At 64.9% G+C, this 16,838-nt stretch carries 19 protein-coding genes; 6 read left to right on the top strand and 13 right to left on the bottom strand.

Annotation, left to right across the window (positions count from 1 at the left end):
• Positions 1-92: 92 nt before the first annotated feature.
• The 3 genes from AC5Y4T_RS05870 to AC5Y4T_RS05860 all read right to left on the bottom strand — a co-directional run bounded on the left by AC5Y4T_RS05870 (position 93) and on the right by AC5Y4T_RS05860 (position 3,551).
• Positions 93-1,259: a serine hydrolase domain-containing protein gene (locus AC5Y4T_RS05870; RefSeq protein WP_499952408.1), complete on the bottom strand. Its 1,167-nt coding sequence runs from the start codon at positions 1,257-1,259 to the stop codon at positions 93-95.
• Positions 1,256-2,737 (bottom strand): biotin carboxylase, encoded by a 1,482-nt coding sequence (locus AC5Y4T_RS05865; RefSeq protein ID WP_499952407.1) that lies wholly within the window; start codon positions 2,735-2,737, stop codon positions 1,256-1,258. The genes AC5Y4T_RS05870 and AC5Y4T_RS05865 overlap by 4 nt, the downstream gene beginning before the upstream one ends.
• A gap of 178 nt (positions 2,738-2,915) precedes the next feature.
• On the bottom strand, positions 2,916-3,551 hold the full coding sequence (locus tag AC5Y4T_RS05860) for a TIGR03086 family metal-binding protein (RefSeq protein ID WP_499952406.1): 636 nt from the start codon (positions 3,549-3,551) through the stop codon (positions 2,916-2,918).
• 51 nt (positions 3,552-3,602) lie between these two features.
• Here AC5Y4T_RS05860 and AC5Y4T_RS05855 point away from each other — a divergent pair, with 51 nt between their 5' ends.
• Complete coding sequence (locus tag AC5Y4T_RS05855) at positions 3,603-4,034, top strand: MarR family winged helix-turn-helix transcriptional regulator (protein ID WP_499952405.1); 432 nt, start codon at positions 3,603-3,605, stop codon at positions 4,032-4,034.
• 5 nt (positions 4,035-4,039) lie between these two features.
• Here the strand turns inward: AC5Y4T_RS05855 and AC5Y4T_RS05850 are convergent, their stop codons facing one another.
• From AC5Y4T_RS05850 to AC5Y4T_RS05825, 6 genes are all read right to left on the bottom strand, one after another.
• Positions 4,040-4,516 (bottom strand): SRPBCC family protein, encoded by a 477-nt coding sequence (locus AC5Y4T_RS05850; RefSeq protein ID WP_499952404.1) that lies wholly within the window; start codon positions 4,514-4,516, stop codon positions 4,040-4,042.
• On the bottom strand, positions 4,513-5,220 hold the full coding sequence (locus AC5Y4T_RS05845; RefSeq protein ID WP_499952403.1) for a DUF899 domain-containing protein: 708 nt from the start codon (positions 5,218-5,220) through the stop codon (positions 4,513-4,515). Before AC5Y4T_RS05845 ends, AC5Y4T_RS05850 begins: the two co-directional genes overlap by 4 nt.
• Positions 5,221-5,369: 149 nt before the next feature.
• Positions 5,370-5,774, bottom strand: coding sequence for a hypothetical protein (locus AC5Y4T_RS05840; RefSeq protein ID WP_499952402.1), 405 nt, complete (start codon positions 5,772-5,774; stop codon positions 5,370-5,372).
• Between the two features lie 100 nt (positions 5,775-5,874).
• On the bottom strand, positions 5,875-9,237 hold the full coding sequence (locus tag AC5Y4T_RS05835) for an ATP-binding protein (protein ID WP_499952401.1): 3,363 nt from the start codon (positions 9,235-9,237) through the stop codon (positions 5,875-5,877).
• Positions 9,230-9,964 carry a DUF4194 domain-containing protein gene (locus tag AC5Y4T_RS05830; RefSeq protein WP_499952400.1) on the bottom strand — a complete coding sequence of 245 codons (735 nt, stop codon included), beginning with the start codon at positions 9,962-9,964 and terminating at the stop codon, positions 9,230-9,232. The genes AC5Y4T_RS05835 and AC5Y4T_RS05830 overlap by 8 nt, the downstream gene beginning before the upstream one ends.
• A complete protein-coding gene (locus AC5Y4T_RS05825) occupies positions 9,961-11,430 on the bottom strand; it encodes a DUF3375 family protein (RefSeq protein ID WP_499952487.1) in 1,470 nt (489 codons plus the stop codon). Before AC5Y4T_RS05825 ends, AC5Y4T_RS05830 begins: the two co-directional genes overlap by 4 nt.
• 220 nt (positions 11,431-11,650) lie before the next feature.
• Between AC5Y4T_RS05825 and AC5Y4T_RS05820 the strand changes: the two genes are divergently transcribed.
• The gene (locus AC5Y4T_RS05820) at positions 11,651-11,887 is read left to right on the top strand and encodes a hypothetical protein (RefSeq protein WP_499952399.1); all 237 of its coding nucleotides are present in this window, start codon (positions 11,651-11,653) and stop codon (positions 11,885-11,887) included.
• On the opposite strand, the gene AC5Y4T_RS05815 is transcribed toward AC5Y4T_RS05820, so the two are convergent.
• Both AC5Y4T_RS05815 and AC5Y4T_RS05810 read right to left on the bottom strand, forming a co-directional pair.
• On the bottom strand, positions 11,884-12,333 hold the full coding sequence (locus AC5Y4T_RS05815; RefSeq protein ID WP_499949968.1) for a hypothetical protein: 450 nt from the start codon (positions 12,331-12,333) through the stop codon (positions 11,884-11,886). The two genes, AC5Y4T_RS05820 and AC5Y4T_RS05815, sit on opposite strands and share 4 nt — an antisense overlap.
• Positions 12,334-12,384: 51 nt before the next feature.
• Positions 12,385-13,095 carry a cutinase family protein gene (locus AC5Y4T_RS05810; RefSeq protein WP_499916773.1) on the bottom strand — a complete coding sequence of 237 codons (711 nt, stop codon included), beginning with the start codon at positions 13,093-13,095 and terminating at the stop codon, positions 12,385-12,387.
• A gap of 143 nt (positions 13,096-13,238) precedes the next feature.
• On the opposite strand from AC5Y4T_RS05810, the gene AC5Y4T_RS05805 reads away from it, so the two are divergent.
• The gene (locus tag AC5Y4T_RS05805; RefSeq protein ID WP_499952398.1) at positions 13,239-13,820 is read left to right on the top strand and encodes a dihydrofolate reductase family protein; all 582 of its coding nucleotides are present in this window, start codon (positions 13,239-13,241) and stop codon (positions 13,818-13,820) included.
• 134 nt (positions 13,821-13,954) lie between these two features.
• Positions 13,955-14,755 carry a PPOX class F420-dependent oxidoreductase gene (locus AC5Y4T_RS05800; RefSeq protein WP_499952397.1) on the top strand — a complete coding sequence of 267 codons (801 nt, stop codon included), beginning with the start codon at positions 13,955-13,957 and terminating at the stop codon, positions 14,753-14,755.
• A 110-nt stretch (positions 14,756-14,865) separates the two neighbouring features.
• On the opposite strand, the gene AC5Y4T_RS05795 is transcribed toward AC5Y4T_RS05800, so the two are convergent.
• The gene (locus AC5Y4T_RS05795; RefSeq protein WP_499916289.1) at positions 14,866-15,321 is read right to left on the bottom strand and encodes an MPT63 family protein; all 456 of its coding nucleotides are present in this window, start codon (positions 15,319-15,321) and stop codon (positions 14,866-14,868) included.
• Positions 15,322-15,628: 307 nt separating this feature from the next.
• Here AC5Y4T_RS05795 and AC5Y4T_RS05790 point away from each other — a divergent pair, with 307 nt between their 5' ends.
• Together AC5Y4T_RS05790 and AC5Y4T_RS05785 are read left to right on the top strand one after the other, a co-directional pair.
• A complete protein-coding gene (locus tag AC5Y4T_RS05790) occupies positions 15,629-16,231 on the top strand; it encodes an LGFP repeat-containing protein (RefSeq protein ID WP_499952396.1) in 603 nt (200 codons plus the stop codon).
• Positions 16,232-16,354: 123 nt separating this feature from the next.
• Complete coding sequence (locus AC5Y4T_RS05785; protein WP_499916285.1) at positions 16,355-16,510, top strand: hypothetical protein; 156 nt, start codon at positions 16,355-16,357, stop codon at positions 16,508-16,510.
• Positions 16,511-16,553: 43 nt separating this feature from the next.
• On the opposite strand, the gene AC5Y4T_RS05780 is transcribed toward AC5Y4T_RS05785, so the two are convergent.
• Positions 16,554-16,835: a hypothetical protein gene (locus tag AC5Y4T_RS05780; protein WP_499916283.1), complete on the bottom strand. Its 282-nt coding sequence runs from the start codon at positions 16,833-16,835 to the stop codon at positions 16,554-16,556.
• Positions 16,836-16,838: the final 3 nt, after the last annotated feature.

Raw genomic sequence — 16,838 nt, 5'->3', positions numbered from 1 at the left:
GCCGCTGCAAAGCAAGACAGACAGCAGAATAGCCCAATGTTCAAAAGCGGCTCGCCCAATTCTCCGCATGCGCCGGCGCACTGGCCCGTGATTCACGCCAAGTCGCGTGCTACCGCATCGAATGCGAGCAACGTGTCGAACATGTGCGGCTCATGAGAGGCCATGTGGGTGGACAACTTGGCGACGACCAGCTCCGCGCGGCGATTGACGTAGATCATCTGACCGCACATGCCCTGACACAGCACGACGTCCTTGCCGGGATAGGGAATCCACATCTGGTTGCGGTACATCCCGCCGGGCATTTCGTTGTCGTCGGGGCTGGCGGCGAACGCCTGACGCGAGTCGGGACCGCCGTCCAGAGTGTCCGCGATCCACGTCGTCGGCACGACTTGTTGGCCGGTCATCGAGACACCGTCGCGCAGGAACAGCGAACCGAACCGGATCATGTCGGTGAGACACGCGCTGATACCACCATCGAAAAACCCTGTGCCGCAAGCATCTACACCGATCGTCGCGTCTCGTTGGGCCCCGATGCGGCTCCACAGCAATTCCGACATCAGCTGGGGCATTCGCCGGCCGCCGGCGACTTCGCAGATCCAGCCCAGTACATCGGTTTCACACGAACGGTATTCGAACGGGCCGCCATGAGCGGACTTCTGGCGCAGAGTCAACAGGAACTCTTGCAGCGTGGCGGGAGCATCCGCACTGCGCTTGGGTGCCCAGCCCATCGCCTGGTCGAGCAGATGTATCTCCGCGGCTGGGTCGTCGTAGCTCTCCGAAAAGGCGACGCCCGACCTCATGTCCAGCAGATGACGCACCGTCGCGCCCGCATAGCCGCACTTCGCCAGTGCGGGAACGTAATCCGTCACCGGCGCATCGAGTGCGATCGCGCCGGCCCCGTGCAGCGCGCCGACCACCGCTCCCACCAGTGACTTGCTCACCGAGAACAGCAGGTGCCGGGTCTGCGGTCCCATGCCACCGAAATACTCCTCGGCCACCATCTCACCGCGGTGGGCGACGGCCCATCCGTCGGTGGCGGTGCCGGCCATCACCGCCCCCACCGTGGTGGCCGCGCCACCGGTGCCCGTCACGGGGATGGCGGACACGGGAGAAGTGGCTGCCGGCAACGCCGCGACCGGTCCGGTCCCGCGCGAGATCACCTCAGTGGGCACGAAGTCCTCGACGTGCTGGAAGGACCAATGCGCGTAGGGCGCCGAGAGCCAGTTGTCCAAAGCGAGACCGGCCGGGGCGCCTTTCACGCTCGTGCGACGAGCCGGGAAACGATCGGCGCGGCCGGTGTCAGGGGAGTCGAGACGAACTTCGCCTTCATACCCTTGACCCAGCGCTGGCAGCGCTCGCTGAGCCGGTAGTCGTCCGTCTGCAGGTGTGAGCGAGTGACGAGCACGCCGAGTTGGGCGCCCTGCGAACGCAAGTCGCCGGGCGCCGCGACCCGCATGTAAAAGGCCTCAGAGCCGTCGAGCAGCGTGGCCCAGTCGTTGGCGGTCCGCGAAAAGGAGACCCGACCGTCGTCGTCGATGCGCCACACGCCGGTGCGTGGCGTCGCGGTGAACAGCTCGATATCCGGCGAAGTCTCCGTGATGATCACCTGACCCCAGACTTCGTCTTCGCCGTAACCCCGCTCCCAGCGGGAGTTGATCTCATCGATATCGAGCTCGTAGTCCACGTCCATGTACTCGAGCAGATGAAAGAGGAACAACGGCATGTCCGCGTACGCCTCGGTGGTCAAGTTCGTCATCGGGCTGGCCCCGCTCAGGCGCGGGTTCACCTCGCCGAGGTAGAGCTGGTCGGAGTCGAGGTCGTGCAGAAGGTCCACCTCGAAGTAGCCGCGGTAACCCTCGCGGCGCATCACGTCACCCAGCTTTGCCACCATCTCTCGGGCGGCGTGAGTCTGGGCGGGCGGCAACACCTCGCGCCAGATGTCGTTTCCACACCAGCTACCCCGGCTCGGGGTCAGTTCCGAATAACCGACGAGGCTCGTCATGGCGGGACCGACGACCGTACCGTGACGGGTCACGGCGCCCTCGAGGCACACTTCGACGTTGCGTATGCGATTCATGACCTTGATTTCCTGCTGCGAGGTCAGGTCACCGGCGTGCTCATCCCAGTCGCGCTGACCGTGCACAAAGAAGGTCCCGCTGCCGGCGTTGCCGTAGGCCACCGAGATGACCAGGTCATCGCCTAATCCGGCGCTCTGCGCGAGCTGCAGAAGCTCGTCGTAGGAGCCGGCCCGTCCGATCGTGTGTGGCACGCTCGGTATACCCGCCTCGTTGGCCAGGCGCGTCATGACGATCTTGGAGCCCAAGCGCTGACGCACCTCGATCGGCGGATGCATCACCTCGAGGCCCGCCGACCGCGCCAGAGCCTGGATTTCCTCGTTGAGCATCACAAAGCAGCACTTGCCGCCCGGTCCTTTACCGGCGATGAACTCGACCGTTTCGGGATCGGACAGCAGGTGGCTGCACACCTCGTCCATCGACTCGAAGTCACGACGGTCGCGCCGCCGCGGCACGAACACCCGCGAGTGGGTGCCCTCGAAAGAGTCAAAGTAGGTCAGGTAGAAGAAGTTTCGTATCCAGCGGTCAACGCCGAGCAGGTTGAACGGGGTGGGCGAGATGAAGTAGAGCGGCACCTTGTTCGTGTGAAAGAACGCGCGGATGTCCGAGAGGCCGTTCAACGTCCGGCGCGTTTCGGGCGCCGTCACGTCTGCCCCCCACACGTCGATTCCTGGACACTTTCATCCATTGCACCAGTCTGTACCCCGGCACCGCCCAACGGAACCACGAAATGCCTATTGCATTGCTCGGCAGTCGATTAGGTCGGCTTCGCCGCTGGACAACGATAGCCGTGGCGCGGTGGTGAGCGAGTTCTACATCGACAGGCCAGGGAAGTTCACCCTAGTTCGCAAGCCGCGACCGCGCCTGAAGCCATTCGGGAGTGCGGCCGAGATGGTGCAGAATGCGGTCGAGATTCGTCGAGCTGGGCGCATCAACGGCATGCGTAAACGGTGCGTCGGTTGTCTCGCGGTAGTCGCCCTCGGGTACGGCAAGGGCCAAGGGCAACGCGGCGTCAACCACGTCATCGGGGAGGCTGTAGGCCACGCCCAGCGCTTCGGCGACGTCCCAGCCATGTACCACGTAGTCGACGAAGTGGAAACCGATGGCGAGGGCTCCGGGGAACGTCGCGTTCGGCCCGAATTCGGGAAGCGCAAACGACGCCTCGAGTATCCCGTCGTCGTCGAAGGCGGCCAGGACGTCGCGGGCCGCCTCCGCGTACGTGCCGCCGGGGTCGACAGTGATCGCACCCGCCACGGCGTCGGCTCGCCACACGTCGGATCGCGCTCCGAATCCCCTTGCAGCGGCGGCGAAGCCACGATGCTGGGCGGTCATGTGAGCGAGCAGTTCGGCCAGGTTCCAGCCCACGCAAGGGGTGGGTGCGTGGAGATCGGCAACCTGGACGGAGTTGACGAGGGCGATGGAGTTCAGCACGGCGATTCGATGGAAGGGCCGCAGGTCGGGGAAATTCGTATTCATATGCTTATCATATGTACACGTTTATGTTATCGCAACGCTTACCATGACGAGATGCCACCGAAGCCCCGGCGGGACGACCTTGCGGCGATGTTGCATCCGCTGCTCAGAGACCTCGTAACGGCCGAACTGCCGATCCTCGCGGCTCACGACGTGAGCATGTGGGGATACGTCGTCCTCAACGCGTTGGACAAATCGCCGATGCGGACGCAAGCCGCTCTCGCCGAAGCCATTGGCGCCGATAAGACAAGAATCATCGGCACACTCGACGAGCTTCAACACCGGGGATTCATCGAGCGTCGTCCCGACCCCGAAGACCGCCGGGTCCGACTACTCGAGATCACGCCGACCGGACGCAAAGTCAAGAACCTGGTGCAGGTCGAGATTCAACGCGGCGAGGAACGTTGGCTGTCCCAATTGACGGCCGACGAACGCAATGTCTTCGTTCGCGCGCTCCAACGCCTCAGCGGTGCCGACGCCGAATGACGTGTTCAGCTCGCGATCGAGCGCTCCAGCTCGGTCAGCGACGCGACGAGGTAGTCCTCGCCGAAGATGGGCATCTCGCCGACGCGATCACGAAACGCCTGCGGCGTGCCGCTCCAGTCGTACGTGAGGGTGACGTCGGTCCGATCACCTTTCGGGGCGAGGTCGTAACGCCAGAACCAGCCGCCCGCAGAGTGGTTGCCCGTGTCATCGAGCACCCCCGGCATCCAGCCGATGGCGCGGTCCGGCTCGAACACATTGACCAGGTTGTGCGTGATGTAATCGCCGCCCGCTCGGGTCAGGTACATGTTCATCGCGAACATCTGTCCCGCGGCGGTGATCGGTACGGTGTCCACCGCGTCGCGGACCCAATCGGTGGGCTCGGTGTTCCTATGGCGGGACGGGTCGGCGAGGACGGCGAAAATCTCGGCGGGGGCGGCGGCGATGGTGCGGGTGATGACGTAGCGTTCGGGGTTGGCGCTCATGGGTTGTCCTCGTTCCCGGTGGGTCCGTAAGCCGCGGCAATAGCGGGGGAGTCGAGCCACCCCGAGTAGGTTGGCCGCGAGGGCCAGCCTTCTGGCGAATCGAGCCACTCTTCTTGACGACCCCACGGCAAAGTGTCGATCAACCCGAACGAGTGACTGAGTTGCTCGGTGCCCCGCCCGTTCGTATGCCATGTGCGGTACACCGTCTGGCCGGCGCGCAGGAACACGTTGACACCGAAACCACCGCCCGGCGGCGCGTCCATGTCGGCGCCGAACGTGCTCTGCGATGACGAATACCAGTCCATCCGATTGCCGACTTTGTGCTTGTAGGCGAGCGCTTCCTCGATCGGTCCGTTGGTGACGATGACGAACCGGGCATCGTAATTGTCGAGGAACTCCAGTCGGGTGAATTGCGAGGTAAAGCCTGTGCAACCGCCGCACTGCCACTCCGCGCCGTCGGACCACATGTGGTGATAGACGATCAGCTGCGATCGGCCGCCGAAAACGTCGGCCAGGCGGATTGGACCGTCGGCGCCGACCAGGGTGTAATCAGCCACTTCGACCATCGGTAACCGCCGCCGCTGGGCGGCGACCGCGTCCAGTTCGCGGGTGGCGGCCTTCTCGCGCTTGCGTAATTCGTCGAGCGCTGCCCGCCAGGTTTGGTGATCTACCACCGGCGGCAGGGCCGTGATTCGGGACGACATGGCACCACCTTCGCTCTCGATTTGCCCGTTTGACAGTCTGACTCGTGGACCGCCCGAAAATCATCGGCAGCTGGCCGAACCGGTGCGCTCGAGCGCGCAAGTGCTCGTCTCCCGCGCATTGAGGACCCGAAACGACCGTCTGCGTCAGGTCACGGGGTTCCTGAACACATGAAAGGAAAACCGCACCAGGGCTTCTGCAACGCCTCCGGCGGAGGCGGACCACCCTCCCAAACCCCGGGGGCGGCGTTTCCATGGCCCCAATAGACGCCGTACCAGGTGTGGCACTGACTCGCGTCCCAGTTGACTTCCGTCCCCGGACATCCGCGGCCGGTCTGTGGATGAAGCCCGGTCTTCTGGTCTTCCGGGCAACAGGTGTATGGCCCGCTCGCGCCGGGTGGTACCGGCCCGTCTTCTGGAACGAAGCCGTGGGTTGGCGCCACCGGGCCGCGCTGCGCCTCGGCACTACCCACGGCGAGCAACATTCCGGGCACCGCGAGGCCGCCCGACAATGCGGTCGCGGCCACTACTTTCTTCAGGGTTCGGGTCGTGAGCATGGCATTGTCCTTTCGCTCTGCTATTCAACGCCGAAAGCTTGCGAAAGTTTTGCGTTTTGGCCCGGCTACCGATCCCAAGGTGCGTTCGCGGCGGGTAGCCTCACACCCCTGCTGGGACCAGCGCGGCAGAGGTCCGCATCTCGTGGCGCAGCGCGGTGAAATCCGTGATCGTCTTGGTGCTCACCGTCGCCACCGGGCGGGCGTTGCGGCCGGTGGCTTCGCGCTTGGACACCATCACCACACTGTCGATGTAGGGCTGGATGGTGGTGGCGTTCTGCACGGTGGCCACGATGACGAGCTGGAAGCCGAATTTTCGGAACGCCTGCAAAGCCTGCTGAGCGAACTGCGGGTCGGACTTGGAGAACGCTTCATCCAACATCAACTGGGCGAAAACCGGTCTGTTGTCAGCACTTTCGGGGTTCGCAAGGTTGAAGCTCAACGCGCCGGCCAGACAGAAGGCCATCAGCTTCTCCTGCTCACCACCGGAGTTGTCGCCGGCGTTGCTGTGTGTGCGAATCAGCTCATCGCTGCCGACATCCCACTCGGCGCAGTCGAACGTGAACCGGTTGCGGACATCGAGGGCGTCCCGGGTCCAGGCCTTGTCTTCGGGTGCCGTCGACGCAAGTCGATTGCGCAGGCGCAGGATGTCGGCGTACTGGTCCAAAATTGCCTGCTTGTCGCCGAGTCCGACTTCGGCGATGCGCCGTGAGATGGCCCGGACGATCTCGGTGAGTTCGGCAACCGCGGTCAGGCTGCGCGGGGTGGCACGCAGTGTCAGCCGGGTACCGCGGTTGAACTCGACCGCGCCCAGGCCGGTGTTGACCCGTTCGATCTGCTCGCTGATCCGCCGCGCCTCCTGCTCGGCGACCCGGTGCAGGGTGAGGATGGCGTCGGGCGCCTGCTCGGTGACCAGTCGCATCATGCGCTCGTAGGCCTCGGGCAGTTCCCGCTCGTCGATATGGCGGCACAACGCGACGTAATCGTGCACGCGTTCGTCGAACACGTCGCTGTCGTTGGGGATCGCGTCGGGGAACGCGGTGTCGAACGTGTTCAGGATGCGCGCGAGTTCATCGTAAGAGCGCCTGCGGCTTTCGCGCAGTTGTTCGCGTTCGCGCCGGATCGCGGTGAACACCGCGTCGCGGTGGGGTTCGGGGTCGAGCATGTCCAGCGGAACCGGCACGTCGGCGGCGTACCGGTTCAACAGGTCGGTCAGCGGTTCGGACACGAATGCCGGGGCGAGCCGTTCCTGCAGCTCAAGCAGCCGAGTGCGACGGCCGTCGAGGTCGTCGCGGCGGGTCTGGATGGCGCCGCGACGGGTCATCAGGGTTTGGATCTGTTCCCAGCACTCCTCGGCGCGGGCGGTGAGCGCCTCGACATCGGGGTTGTCGGCCAGCAGCATCTCGAACTGCTCGCGCAGCCGGTCGGCGTGCCCGTCGGCGGTGTCGGTGTCGACGTGCGTCCACTGCTCGAACTGATCGCAGATCGCCTTGAAAGCCGCGGCCCGGTCCCGCCACTGCTGGCGTTCGGCGGCGATATCGTCGGCGACGCTGCGGGCCCAGCGAAACGCTTCTTCGGCGTTGGCCAAATCAACGGTCAGCGCGTCGACTTTGGCGGCGACGTCGCCCTGGTAGATGTAGTCGGCCTGCTTGAGCGGCCGGCGATCGTCCTTGACGGCCAGCCGCTCGGAATCCTTGTACAGGCCGGTGTCGGTGACGGCGCGGCGGAAGCGAGGAAACACGTCGGGGGTGTCGACGCAGATGTGATCACCGGCGGCGGCGACGACGTCCGCGGCCTCGGCAGCGCAGTCATGGGTCGGGTCGACGACGAACAGCTTGCCGGCCAACGTGTTCGGGTCCGCCTCGGTGACCTCAGCGCCGACGAACCTGGCGCGGACGTGATGCAGCTGCAGCCGGCCACCCATGTTGGTCTCGTTGACGAACCGCAGCACCGCCGCGTACTGACTGTCCGGCACGAGCAGGCGCAGACCCACACCGCGCAGCACCTTTTCAACTGCGACGCGCCACCGGCTCTGCTCTGGCCGCAAATCCATCAGCTCGGCTATGTATGGCAGCTGACGGGGGTCGATACCCACAGCGGCGCAGATGCGTTCGCGCATGGTGAGCGCGAACTCCGGAAGCGCCGAACCGACGCGCTCGACCCGTTTGAGTTCCCGGGCGGCGTCGTCGCGGGCGATGCGGGCGACTTTTTGGGCGTACTCGGCATCGGTCGACGCTTCCCGCCCGCGGTCCAGTTTGGCCAACAGCTGGGTGGCCCGCGTGCTGAGTTCCTCGCGCAGATTCCAGAATTCCTCGGCGGTGTCCGGGATTTCGAGGCCGTGCGTGTTGAGCATCGCTTCGTAGGCGGTGCGCCGGCGCGATACCTGCTCGGCGTGCGCCTCGGCGCCGGCTACCTGCGACTGCAGCTGGCCCAAGCTGGTGCTGGATCCGCTGATCTGCGCGTTGAGCGAATCGCCTTCGGCCTTGGCGAGATTGAGCTGGCGGGTGACGTCCTCGTATTCGTTGCCCAGCTGATCGATGGTGGCGTCGAGCGATTCGATCTGCGCCGGGCATTGTGCGAGCCGAACGTGATCGGTGTAGGCGCGCACCATCGGTTGGTCGACGAGATCGATGATGCCCAAGTCGGAGGACTCCGAGGCGTAGCGCTGCTGGAGCTTCTCGATGTCGCCCAGGATCTTGCGTTTGCGTTGCGCGACGGCCAGCAGTTCGCGAGCGTCGACCAGCGGGTCGATCTGCTTGAGCGCCTCGGGCAGCCGGGTCAGGCTGCTGGGCTCGTCGAGCATGAACTCCCGGACGAATTGCTCAAGCCCACCAACGCTTTTCAGCGATTTGGCCTTGCCGAGCAGCTGCTGCGCGGCGTCGGACGCACGGATGCCGATGGTCGCATACAGCTGGGCGAGGTACTGCGATTCCACCTTGGTGGAGAATCGCCAGTCGTCTTTGAACACGGCCGCGTCGAAGCGGCCGGCGGCCCAGCGGTTGCAGACGCTCTCGATGTCGCGGTCACCATCGGCGAGCACGAACCGGCTCGAGGAATCCGACCGCGATTCGCCGGTGAGCCATTTGAGTACCAGGCCGGTGACGGTGCGGCCCGCGTTGCTGCGGTAGGTGACCGCGATCGCCGACCAGGCGGTGCCGTCACCGCGCAGGTACATGACCTTGCTGGTGCCGCCATCGCTGCGCTGTCCCCAAGCGCCGCGAACGTATTTGTCGACGGTCCGCCGGCCCGCGCTCGACCCGGCGGCGGTGGTGTCACCGGAGGCGTTGAAGTTACGCCGGTTGAACGGCAGGAAGCCCAGCGAAATAGCATCCAGCAGTGAGGATTTGCCGCTGCCAGAGGCGCCGGCTATCAGTGCGCCACCCTCGCTGAATCCGATGGAGTGATACCCGTCGAAGACACCCCAGTTGATGACCTGCAGGCGCGACAAGTGGAACTGTTCAGTCATCCCGGCGGTCCTCCTCGTCGGCTGCGACTTGTTCTTGGGCAGCGCCGCCGCGCAGGAGGATTTCGAATTGCTGCTGCAGCTCGGTGATTACCGAGGCTGTCATGACGGCGTTGATGACCGGGCTGACGGTGTAGCTGTCCTCGTCGTCGCGGGTCTTGCGCAGGATCTCCAACGACGCCAACCGGGCGACCGCGCCGTCGATGCGTGCGGTGAACGTGACGGCGTCGCGGTCGACATCGTTGAGGACACCGGAGAACAGCCCGTGCATCTCGTCGCGGCTGATCACGACGGCCTGATCGCCCGAGGCGCGCATCATCTGAGCCAGGTGTAGCGCCAGGATCGAGTCGTAGGTGCCGAGTGGTTCACGGCGCAAAAGCTTTACGCCCCGGGCGGATTCGTAGCGGGCCTGTTCGACGAACGCGACCCCGTCAGTCTCGAAGGCGCCCGCGACGACCCGCAGCAACAGGTCCAGTTCGGAAAGTCTGACCGACAGCTGGGCGCGGTATTCGAGCACCCAGGTGTAGATGTCGCGGTCGGTCTCGGCGCTGATGTAGCGGCGGGTCAGCAGCTGTTGCAGCGCCCAGCAGGCCCGATCGGGCAGCTCGGACACGTCGCCGTCGAATCGGGGCCGGCGTTGGTGCGGGGGCCGGGCGGTCTGGTCGACCTGGGGGAGTGCGGAGAACCCGCTGTAGTCCGCGATGTCTTGAAAGGCCTCTTCGACGGTCACGCGGTTGCTTCCATCAGGCTGGAGACCGGTTCGGTGAAACTCAAGTACGGAACCTCCATTTCGCGGTCTCGTCCGTCCAAGGACTGAAAGCGGACCGTGACCGACTCGGAGACCTGTCCGGACTCCGGTTGTTTGAGCGCCCAGGACCACAGCACGATGACGTGCCCGAGGTAGGCGGAATCGAGCATCGCGACTGCGTCGGGCAAGGATAGTTTCGTCCCGGAGCTGATCGCGGCGTTGATCATTTCGGACATCGCCGGGGCGTCGACTTGGGTGGTCAACGCGGCGAAACTGCTCAGGTCGACGTCGGCCTCGGCGATGTGGGCAGGTTTGGGGTTGGACAGGTCGCCGATTCGAAAGCTCAGTGCGCCAACCGAACTGAACGCGTGGCGAGCCAGCGGGAGTTCGATGTCCAGCCGGGAATCGGTCAGCGATGTCTTGAGCAGGTTGCGGGCGGCGCCGATGGCTTCGTTGAGCTGACGGGCCACGCCGCGGCTCTGTTCGAGGGTGCCGAACGCGGTGAACCGTTTGACGCGCTGCGCGCAGCGCTGTTGAATGCGTTCCACTTCGTCGATCTGGTGACCGACAAGTTCGAAGAAGCCGGCCATCACCTTGCGCAGCGCCGGGTCGAGGGCGGGGAGAGCCGCGGCGACCGCGGCGACGTCGGCCTCGAACTCCGCACGCTGATCGGGATCGTTGATCATGCGCAGGAACGCGCGGTGCGAGTCACGGCCCTGGGAGTCCCAGGCGGCCTCGTAGTCGGCGTACATGCGGCGCTGCCGGTCGCGGTACTCGGCGTTGCTGTCGATCGGCTCGTCGAGGGCTGCGGTGGCGCGTTCGATCATCGTCCCGTACTGGCCGATGTCGGTGATCAGACGTTCCATCTGCAACGCGATGGCGTGGGCTTCGTCATAGGCGTCGGTGAGGTCGACGTCATGGTCGTCCGTCGGGCCGGCGTCGTCGAGCGCGTCGAGTTCGGTTTGTAGCGCGACGATTTCGGCCTCAAGGCCGGCGCGGATGCGGTCGCGGTCATTTCCGACCCGCAACGCGACCTGCTTGAGGCGGGCGGCGATGCCGTTGATCGAGCCGCCGGTCGCGATGGTGTCCTGCCGGCGCATGCCCCGGAGGAAGTCGAGTGCCCGGCGCGCCTCCTGAGTCAGGTAACACAGGTTGCGTTCGACGCCGGAGCGCTGGTCGGCGACCCGGTGCAGCCAGCCCTGGCTGGCCCAAGACTTGATCAGGGCCAGGCCGGACTGCTCGCCGGCCTGATCGATCTCGGCGAGGTCGCGTTCGAGGCGGACGACGAGGTCGGTCTCGGCGACCACGCCGCCGCTGAGCTGGCGCTCCATCAGGGTGGCGTAGAGGTTGAGGTTCAGCGCGGCCAGCAGGCGGACCGTCGGCGAGCCCTGAAGGCCACGATTGAGTTCGAGCAGGTCGGCAGGCGACAGCGTGGTGTCGTCGTCCAGCACATGCCCTCCGTCTCGATCGATCGCGTCTCGCGACGATCCAAGATATGGCACGGGGGAGACAACCGGCGTTCAGTGGGCGGGGTGTCGCGGGATGGTTTGGGTTAGTCGGTCACAGTGGTCTCAGGCATCTCTCGAGCCTCAGTGGTCGCTGCACATGCCTCACTGATGCGTCGCGGCGGCAGGCCGCGTGCGCCCGCCGAAGGCTAGGATTCGCTCCATGACTGCGCTGCTGGTCGCCAAGGCGTTACTGCTCGGGTTTCTCATCGTGGCCTGCGGCGCACTGACGGTGACTTACGTGCGAAGACGTCGAGCCGGCGTGCAGCCATGGAAAAACCCTTACGCCGCACCGTATCTCGATATATATCAGGGCGGACTGCCACCGGTTGCGCCGCCGCCGTCAACCGCCCACGAGCGGCCTGCTGACGGCGAGCAGCCCGATAGCGTTGCCGGCTAACCCCAGTAGGCGAAGCTACAGGTGGGCCGCGGCTCACTCTTCAGGGACACGAGCTTGTCGCCATCCATGATTATCGTGCAGGTCAGGGCGGCGTCACCGCCGTCGGCGCTAACCTGTGACTCGACCTCGTTGTAGACGGGGTACTGCTTTTCCCACGGCAGTGGCACATTGGACTCGGTCTGCTCTGGACCTCCGTTGATCCGGTAACGAATGGTCACCGGCGCGCTGCCGCCGCTGACCTTCATGACCGCCGTGCCGACCGGCTGGCCGGTAGGCGCCGTGGACGTTGACGCCGGTGGTGACGACGTCGCGATCGGTGGGGTGGTCCCCCCGCCGCTAGTAGTATGTACCGCTTGTCCGGTAGTGCTCTTGGTGCACGCCGTCGGGGCGACGCCGACCAGAACGATGCTGACGATCAACCCGGCGGCGCGACGATACGAACGCATTGCCAAAGCCTACGATGACCCGCGCCCGACTCGGGTGGGAAACGACGCGCGCTACAGACGTTGCGCAGCGAAATCCGCGCCCTGATCAACCATGCCGTTCGCCGCGTAGAGAGTGTGCGCCAGTCCCGGCGGCCCCGGAGGTGCGCCATCACAGATGTTGTCATCGGCGGCGCACAGCTTGATCGTCTTGCTGGCATAGAGGGGGCCGATCGTGATGGGCGGCGCGCCGCCGCCGCGCAGGAACTCGTTGGAAGGTGTCCCGAAAAGGACGACCGCGGCCACATGATCAGCCACCGAGGGAGGCAGCGGTTGCGGTACATAGGACGCGAACTCCTGCGGCACTTCCTTGGGCACTGCGGCCGAAGTGACGAAGCCCGCCACGGCAGCGCCCTGCGAATACCCGCCAAGCACCACTTTGGTGTTCGGGCAGCTCGACGCCGTGGACTCGATATGAGTGCCGGCGTCCCTGATCCCGTCCACAACGGTTCTGGCGAAAGCTAGGCCGCCGTTGAAGTCGCTACTGGCCTGGTAATTGACCGGATAGACCCCGACCGATTTGCCGCCCACTCGCGACCCGAGCGCATCGACGAACGCCTGCCCGATCCCGCCAACCCCAGGCGGCTCGCCGGTACCGCGGGCAAACACCACTTCGACGTTGGGACATGGCTCGGCGGAGGCCGCGGGGGCGGGTGCGCAGATCATCCCCGCCCAGGCCGTTACGACGGCGGCAGCGAGAGACCAGATGGATCGTAGCGAGCTCATGCCTGCGAATGCCCGCACATGATTCCGCCGAAACCAGGGCCTGCCTTGCAGCAGGGACCGCGACCAGCTGGACGCGATTAGTTTCGCCATGGCTTTCAGTCTGTATCGCCAAACGCCATCGATCGCACTCGAGGAGACCAGCAATGACTGCCACCTATACCTTCGACGTCTTTTCCAGCCTCGACGGCTTCGGCGGCGTGAACGGCGGCGACTGGGGCGGTTATTGGGGCAAGCAGGGCCCCGAATTACTCGACCGCCGCCTCGGGCTGTATGGCGGTAAGCAGCGAATGGTCTTCGGCGCCAACACATATCGGCTGTTCACGCAAATGCTGGCCGACAGCTCCGAGGATTCCGACGTGCGTGACCCGTGGGTCACGCGGATGAGGCAGCTGCCGGCGACGGTGGTGTCAACCACCCTGGATGGGCCTCTGGACTGGCCTGACGCGGCCGTTGTGAGCGGCGACGCCGTCGATGTCGTCGCCCGACTCAAAAAGGAGTCCGAGGTCCCGCTGCGCTCGCACGGCAGCCTGTCGATGAACCGGGCGCTGATGGCCGCCGGCCTGGTCGACCGGGTCCAGGTGACGCTCTTTCCCGTGATCACCGGTCAGACCGGTGATGACCCGATATTCCGGGGCGCGGCCGACTTCGACCTCGAGCTGATCGAAAGCCGAACGCTCGACGGCAATATCCAAGAGCTCGTCTACCGGCCCACCCTGCATGTCTGAGCCCGTCCACGCACACCAGCCGGCATGAATCGGCTGCGGCGCGGGGAGGCCAATGGCGTCGAGCCTGACGTCACATATCGACAACACACTCCGTCTAGCGACTAAGAGAACAAGACCTCTGTCGGAAGGGCGGCATGATGAATCGCTGGAATACGCTAGCGCGGCTGTACCTGGTCGCGATGACATCGGGTGTGGGAGGGGCCACCGCCGGGATCGGAATCTGGTGCCTGATTGACCCGTCTTCATTCGCCGATGCCGTCGGATTTGGCGCACACCGGCACTTCCTGCATGACGTCGGAGCGTTCCAGCTCGGCCTGGGCGTCATCCTGCTGCTCGCACTAATTTGGGGTGATGCGCTGGCCACCGCGCTCGCCGGCTTCATCGTGGCCAACACCGTGCACACGGTGAACCACATTGTGGACCTCGACGAGGGGGGCTCGGCCGCGCAAGCGTGGGTTCTCGGAGCGGTGTCGGTTGCGCTGTCACTGGCGTTCATGCTGCGCTTGCGCCAACTCGGCTATGTTGTGGGCGCCGTTGGCACGGCGACCAATTCGGCGTTGGCGCCGTTCGTGCGGCAAAAAACCATCAGCCTCACCACCTTTCGTAAGGATGGCAGGCCAGGTTCTAGCCCGGTGAGCATCGTTGTGGACGGAGACCGCGCATACTTTCGGAGTTTCGAGCAGGCGGTCAAAGTGCGCCGAATGCGGCGTAATCCCATGGTCGAATTCGGCCCCGCCACGGCATCGGGCAAACCAACGGGATATACCCAATCCGGCCGCGTGCGCCTGTTAGAGGGCCCTGAAAATCTGAAGGCCGCACGCCTGCTGCGGCAGAAATATCCGTTTCTGCACGGCGTATTGGTGCCGTCGGCGCACCGGCTCATGCGCTCGAAATTCGGTCGCACGGTCCACGCCGAGCTGAATCCGTTATCGTGACGAGCCGCAGCACATCCGAATCAGATCGGTGATCTGGCCGCCCGTTGCGATCGGTTAGACCCCGTGGGTAGCGCACGAACGGCGCGCCAGCGACGAAAAGGCGAGAGCTGCTAGCCTTTCCAGACGACCTTGTCCGTGCCGCCGGCGTCCCGGTAGACGACGCTGTCGGGGTTCGTCCCGTTGCGAACGTCGAAGTAAATGCGCCCTGTCACAGGGCTTCCCAAGGGGAGTGGCCCCTCGGGAAGGCCGTCGGTCTGGTTGCCCTTCATCACCGCGAACGTGGAGCTGTTGACGGCCCTAGCGTTGAAGTCGGCGATGTTCGGGGTTGCGTTCCCGCTCACGCCTTTTGCCGTGACGTCGGAGTACCACACGCCGTCGTTGTGGCCGCTGGGCTGCAAATTGCTCACCGTGTAGTCGATGGTGCCGCCCATACTGGAAATCTCGGCCATCTGGCCGAACTGCAGCACTTGCGGATCGGCGAATGCCGGTGTCGCCGCGAAGAGTCCGGCCGCCGCCAGTGCAGCGGTTGCTGCCGTCGTTTTCGATGCGATGTGTGAGAACGCCATTTCGGGCTCCCTTCGTCATGTGCCGACCGTTCAGGCGCGGCAGTTAGCTCGAAGGTGTATCCACGGCTGGGAGTTTCAAACCTGATGTTTGCTGAATAAGACTGGCCGATTCTGAGCGGGCGCTCAATCGGGCACCGGTGATCCTCAAGGGAGGTACCGGGCTCGCCGGCTACGACCGCGTTGTAAGTTCACTCGGGCTACGAAGACCGCGATCGCCTGCGCACTCACTGGTTCGGTTATCGTCCCGGGCCAGGCGCTGAGTCGGCCGCGGCTTGACGCACACCACAGGAAGGCGCGAGAGAAGCCCATGAGAACGATCGCATACCGCCGCGCGGCAGCCGTCGGCCTGGCTGCCGTCGCGCTGATAACCGCCGGCTGCAGCAATGGCAAGCGTGTGGATGCGTCCGCACCGCCTCAGGCCGGGATGAACACCACGTCTACAACCCCAGCGCAGCCCACCGAGGTGAAGCTCATTGGGGAACGCGACGTGGAGGTGACCCTGACCGGCCCGATCGCCGTCAAATATTCCTCGGCAACCGAAGAACAGAAGAAGGCGCTCGGCAAGCCCCTGACGGGTGACCGCAACGCGGGAAAGCGGGAGAGCGGCGTGGTATTCCAGCAGTTCCAGGGCGGCGCGATCGTCGCCAAGAACGACGCGGCTGGCACGCCCGCATATATCGTCCTGGGCAAGATCCGGGAGGCCTGGAACGTCCCACGCGACCCGGCCGGCGCGCCTGCAGTCACCGGCTCTAACGGCTCGGCTGGGCCGCTGGGCTTACCGGTCACCGACCAGAACGCCGTCGGCGATCTACTGGTGTCGAACTTCGAGCACGGCAAGATCGAATACAACCCGAAGTCCGGCCAAGTCGAGGTGACCGTGAACGGCAAGGCCGTGCCGTCCGGGCTGTAGCCCGAACGGGGCGCTTGAATCGGCGGCGCGGCAGATGAGGCGAGTCGAGGATTCGAGGAGTGGCGCGACGGGTATGCGCAGGGGAGTGGCATCTGCCGCGGTAACCCGTAGATCGGAGCGACCGTGATTGTCCTCGGCATCATCCTTCTCGTTATCGGCTATTTCACCGGGCTCAGCATCCTGTACACGATTGGCGGGATTCTCGTCGTCGTCGGCATTATCTTGTGGATCCTGGGCGCGGTGGGGCGCCCCGTCGCTGGCCGCAAAGTGTGGTTTTGACGCGCGTCGTGTCGCGTGGCTTTCAGTGAGCTAAGCGCTGGCGTCATCGGTCGTGGCGGTCGATCTCCTCGGCGGTTTTGCGGATGAAGGTGATTGTGTCGCCGGTGAGAATGTCATCGACCCCCGCTGCTTTGATGCTTGTTTCCAGCCCGTCGGCAATGTCGTTGAACAGTTGAGCCAGATCAGTCGGCGGTGGACCGGCGAGCTTGCCTCGTTGGGCGGCGATCCGGTCCGCCAGATCGTCGCGTCCATTCTCGCGGGCTGTTCGCTCGTCTTCTTCGAGATATTGCAGAACTGCTGCTAGCTCATCTTTTTCGTCGCTCATTGT

Source organism: Mycobacterium sp. NGS11, from assembly GCF_059813315.1.
The sequence above is the reverse complement of the archived record's forward strand: the minus strand, read 5'-3'. Positions and strand labels throughout refer to the sequence as shown.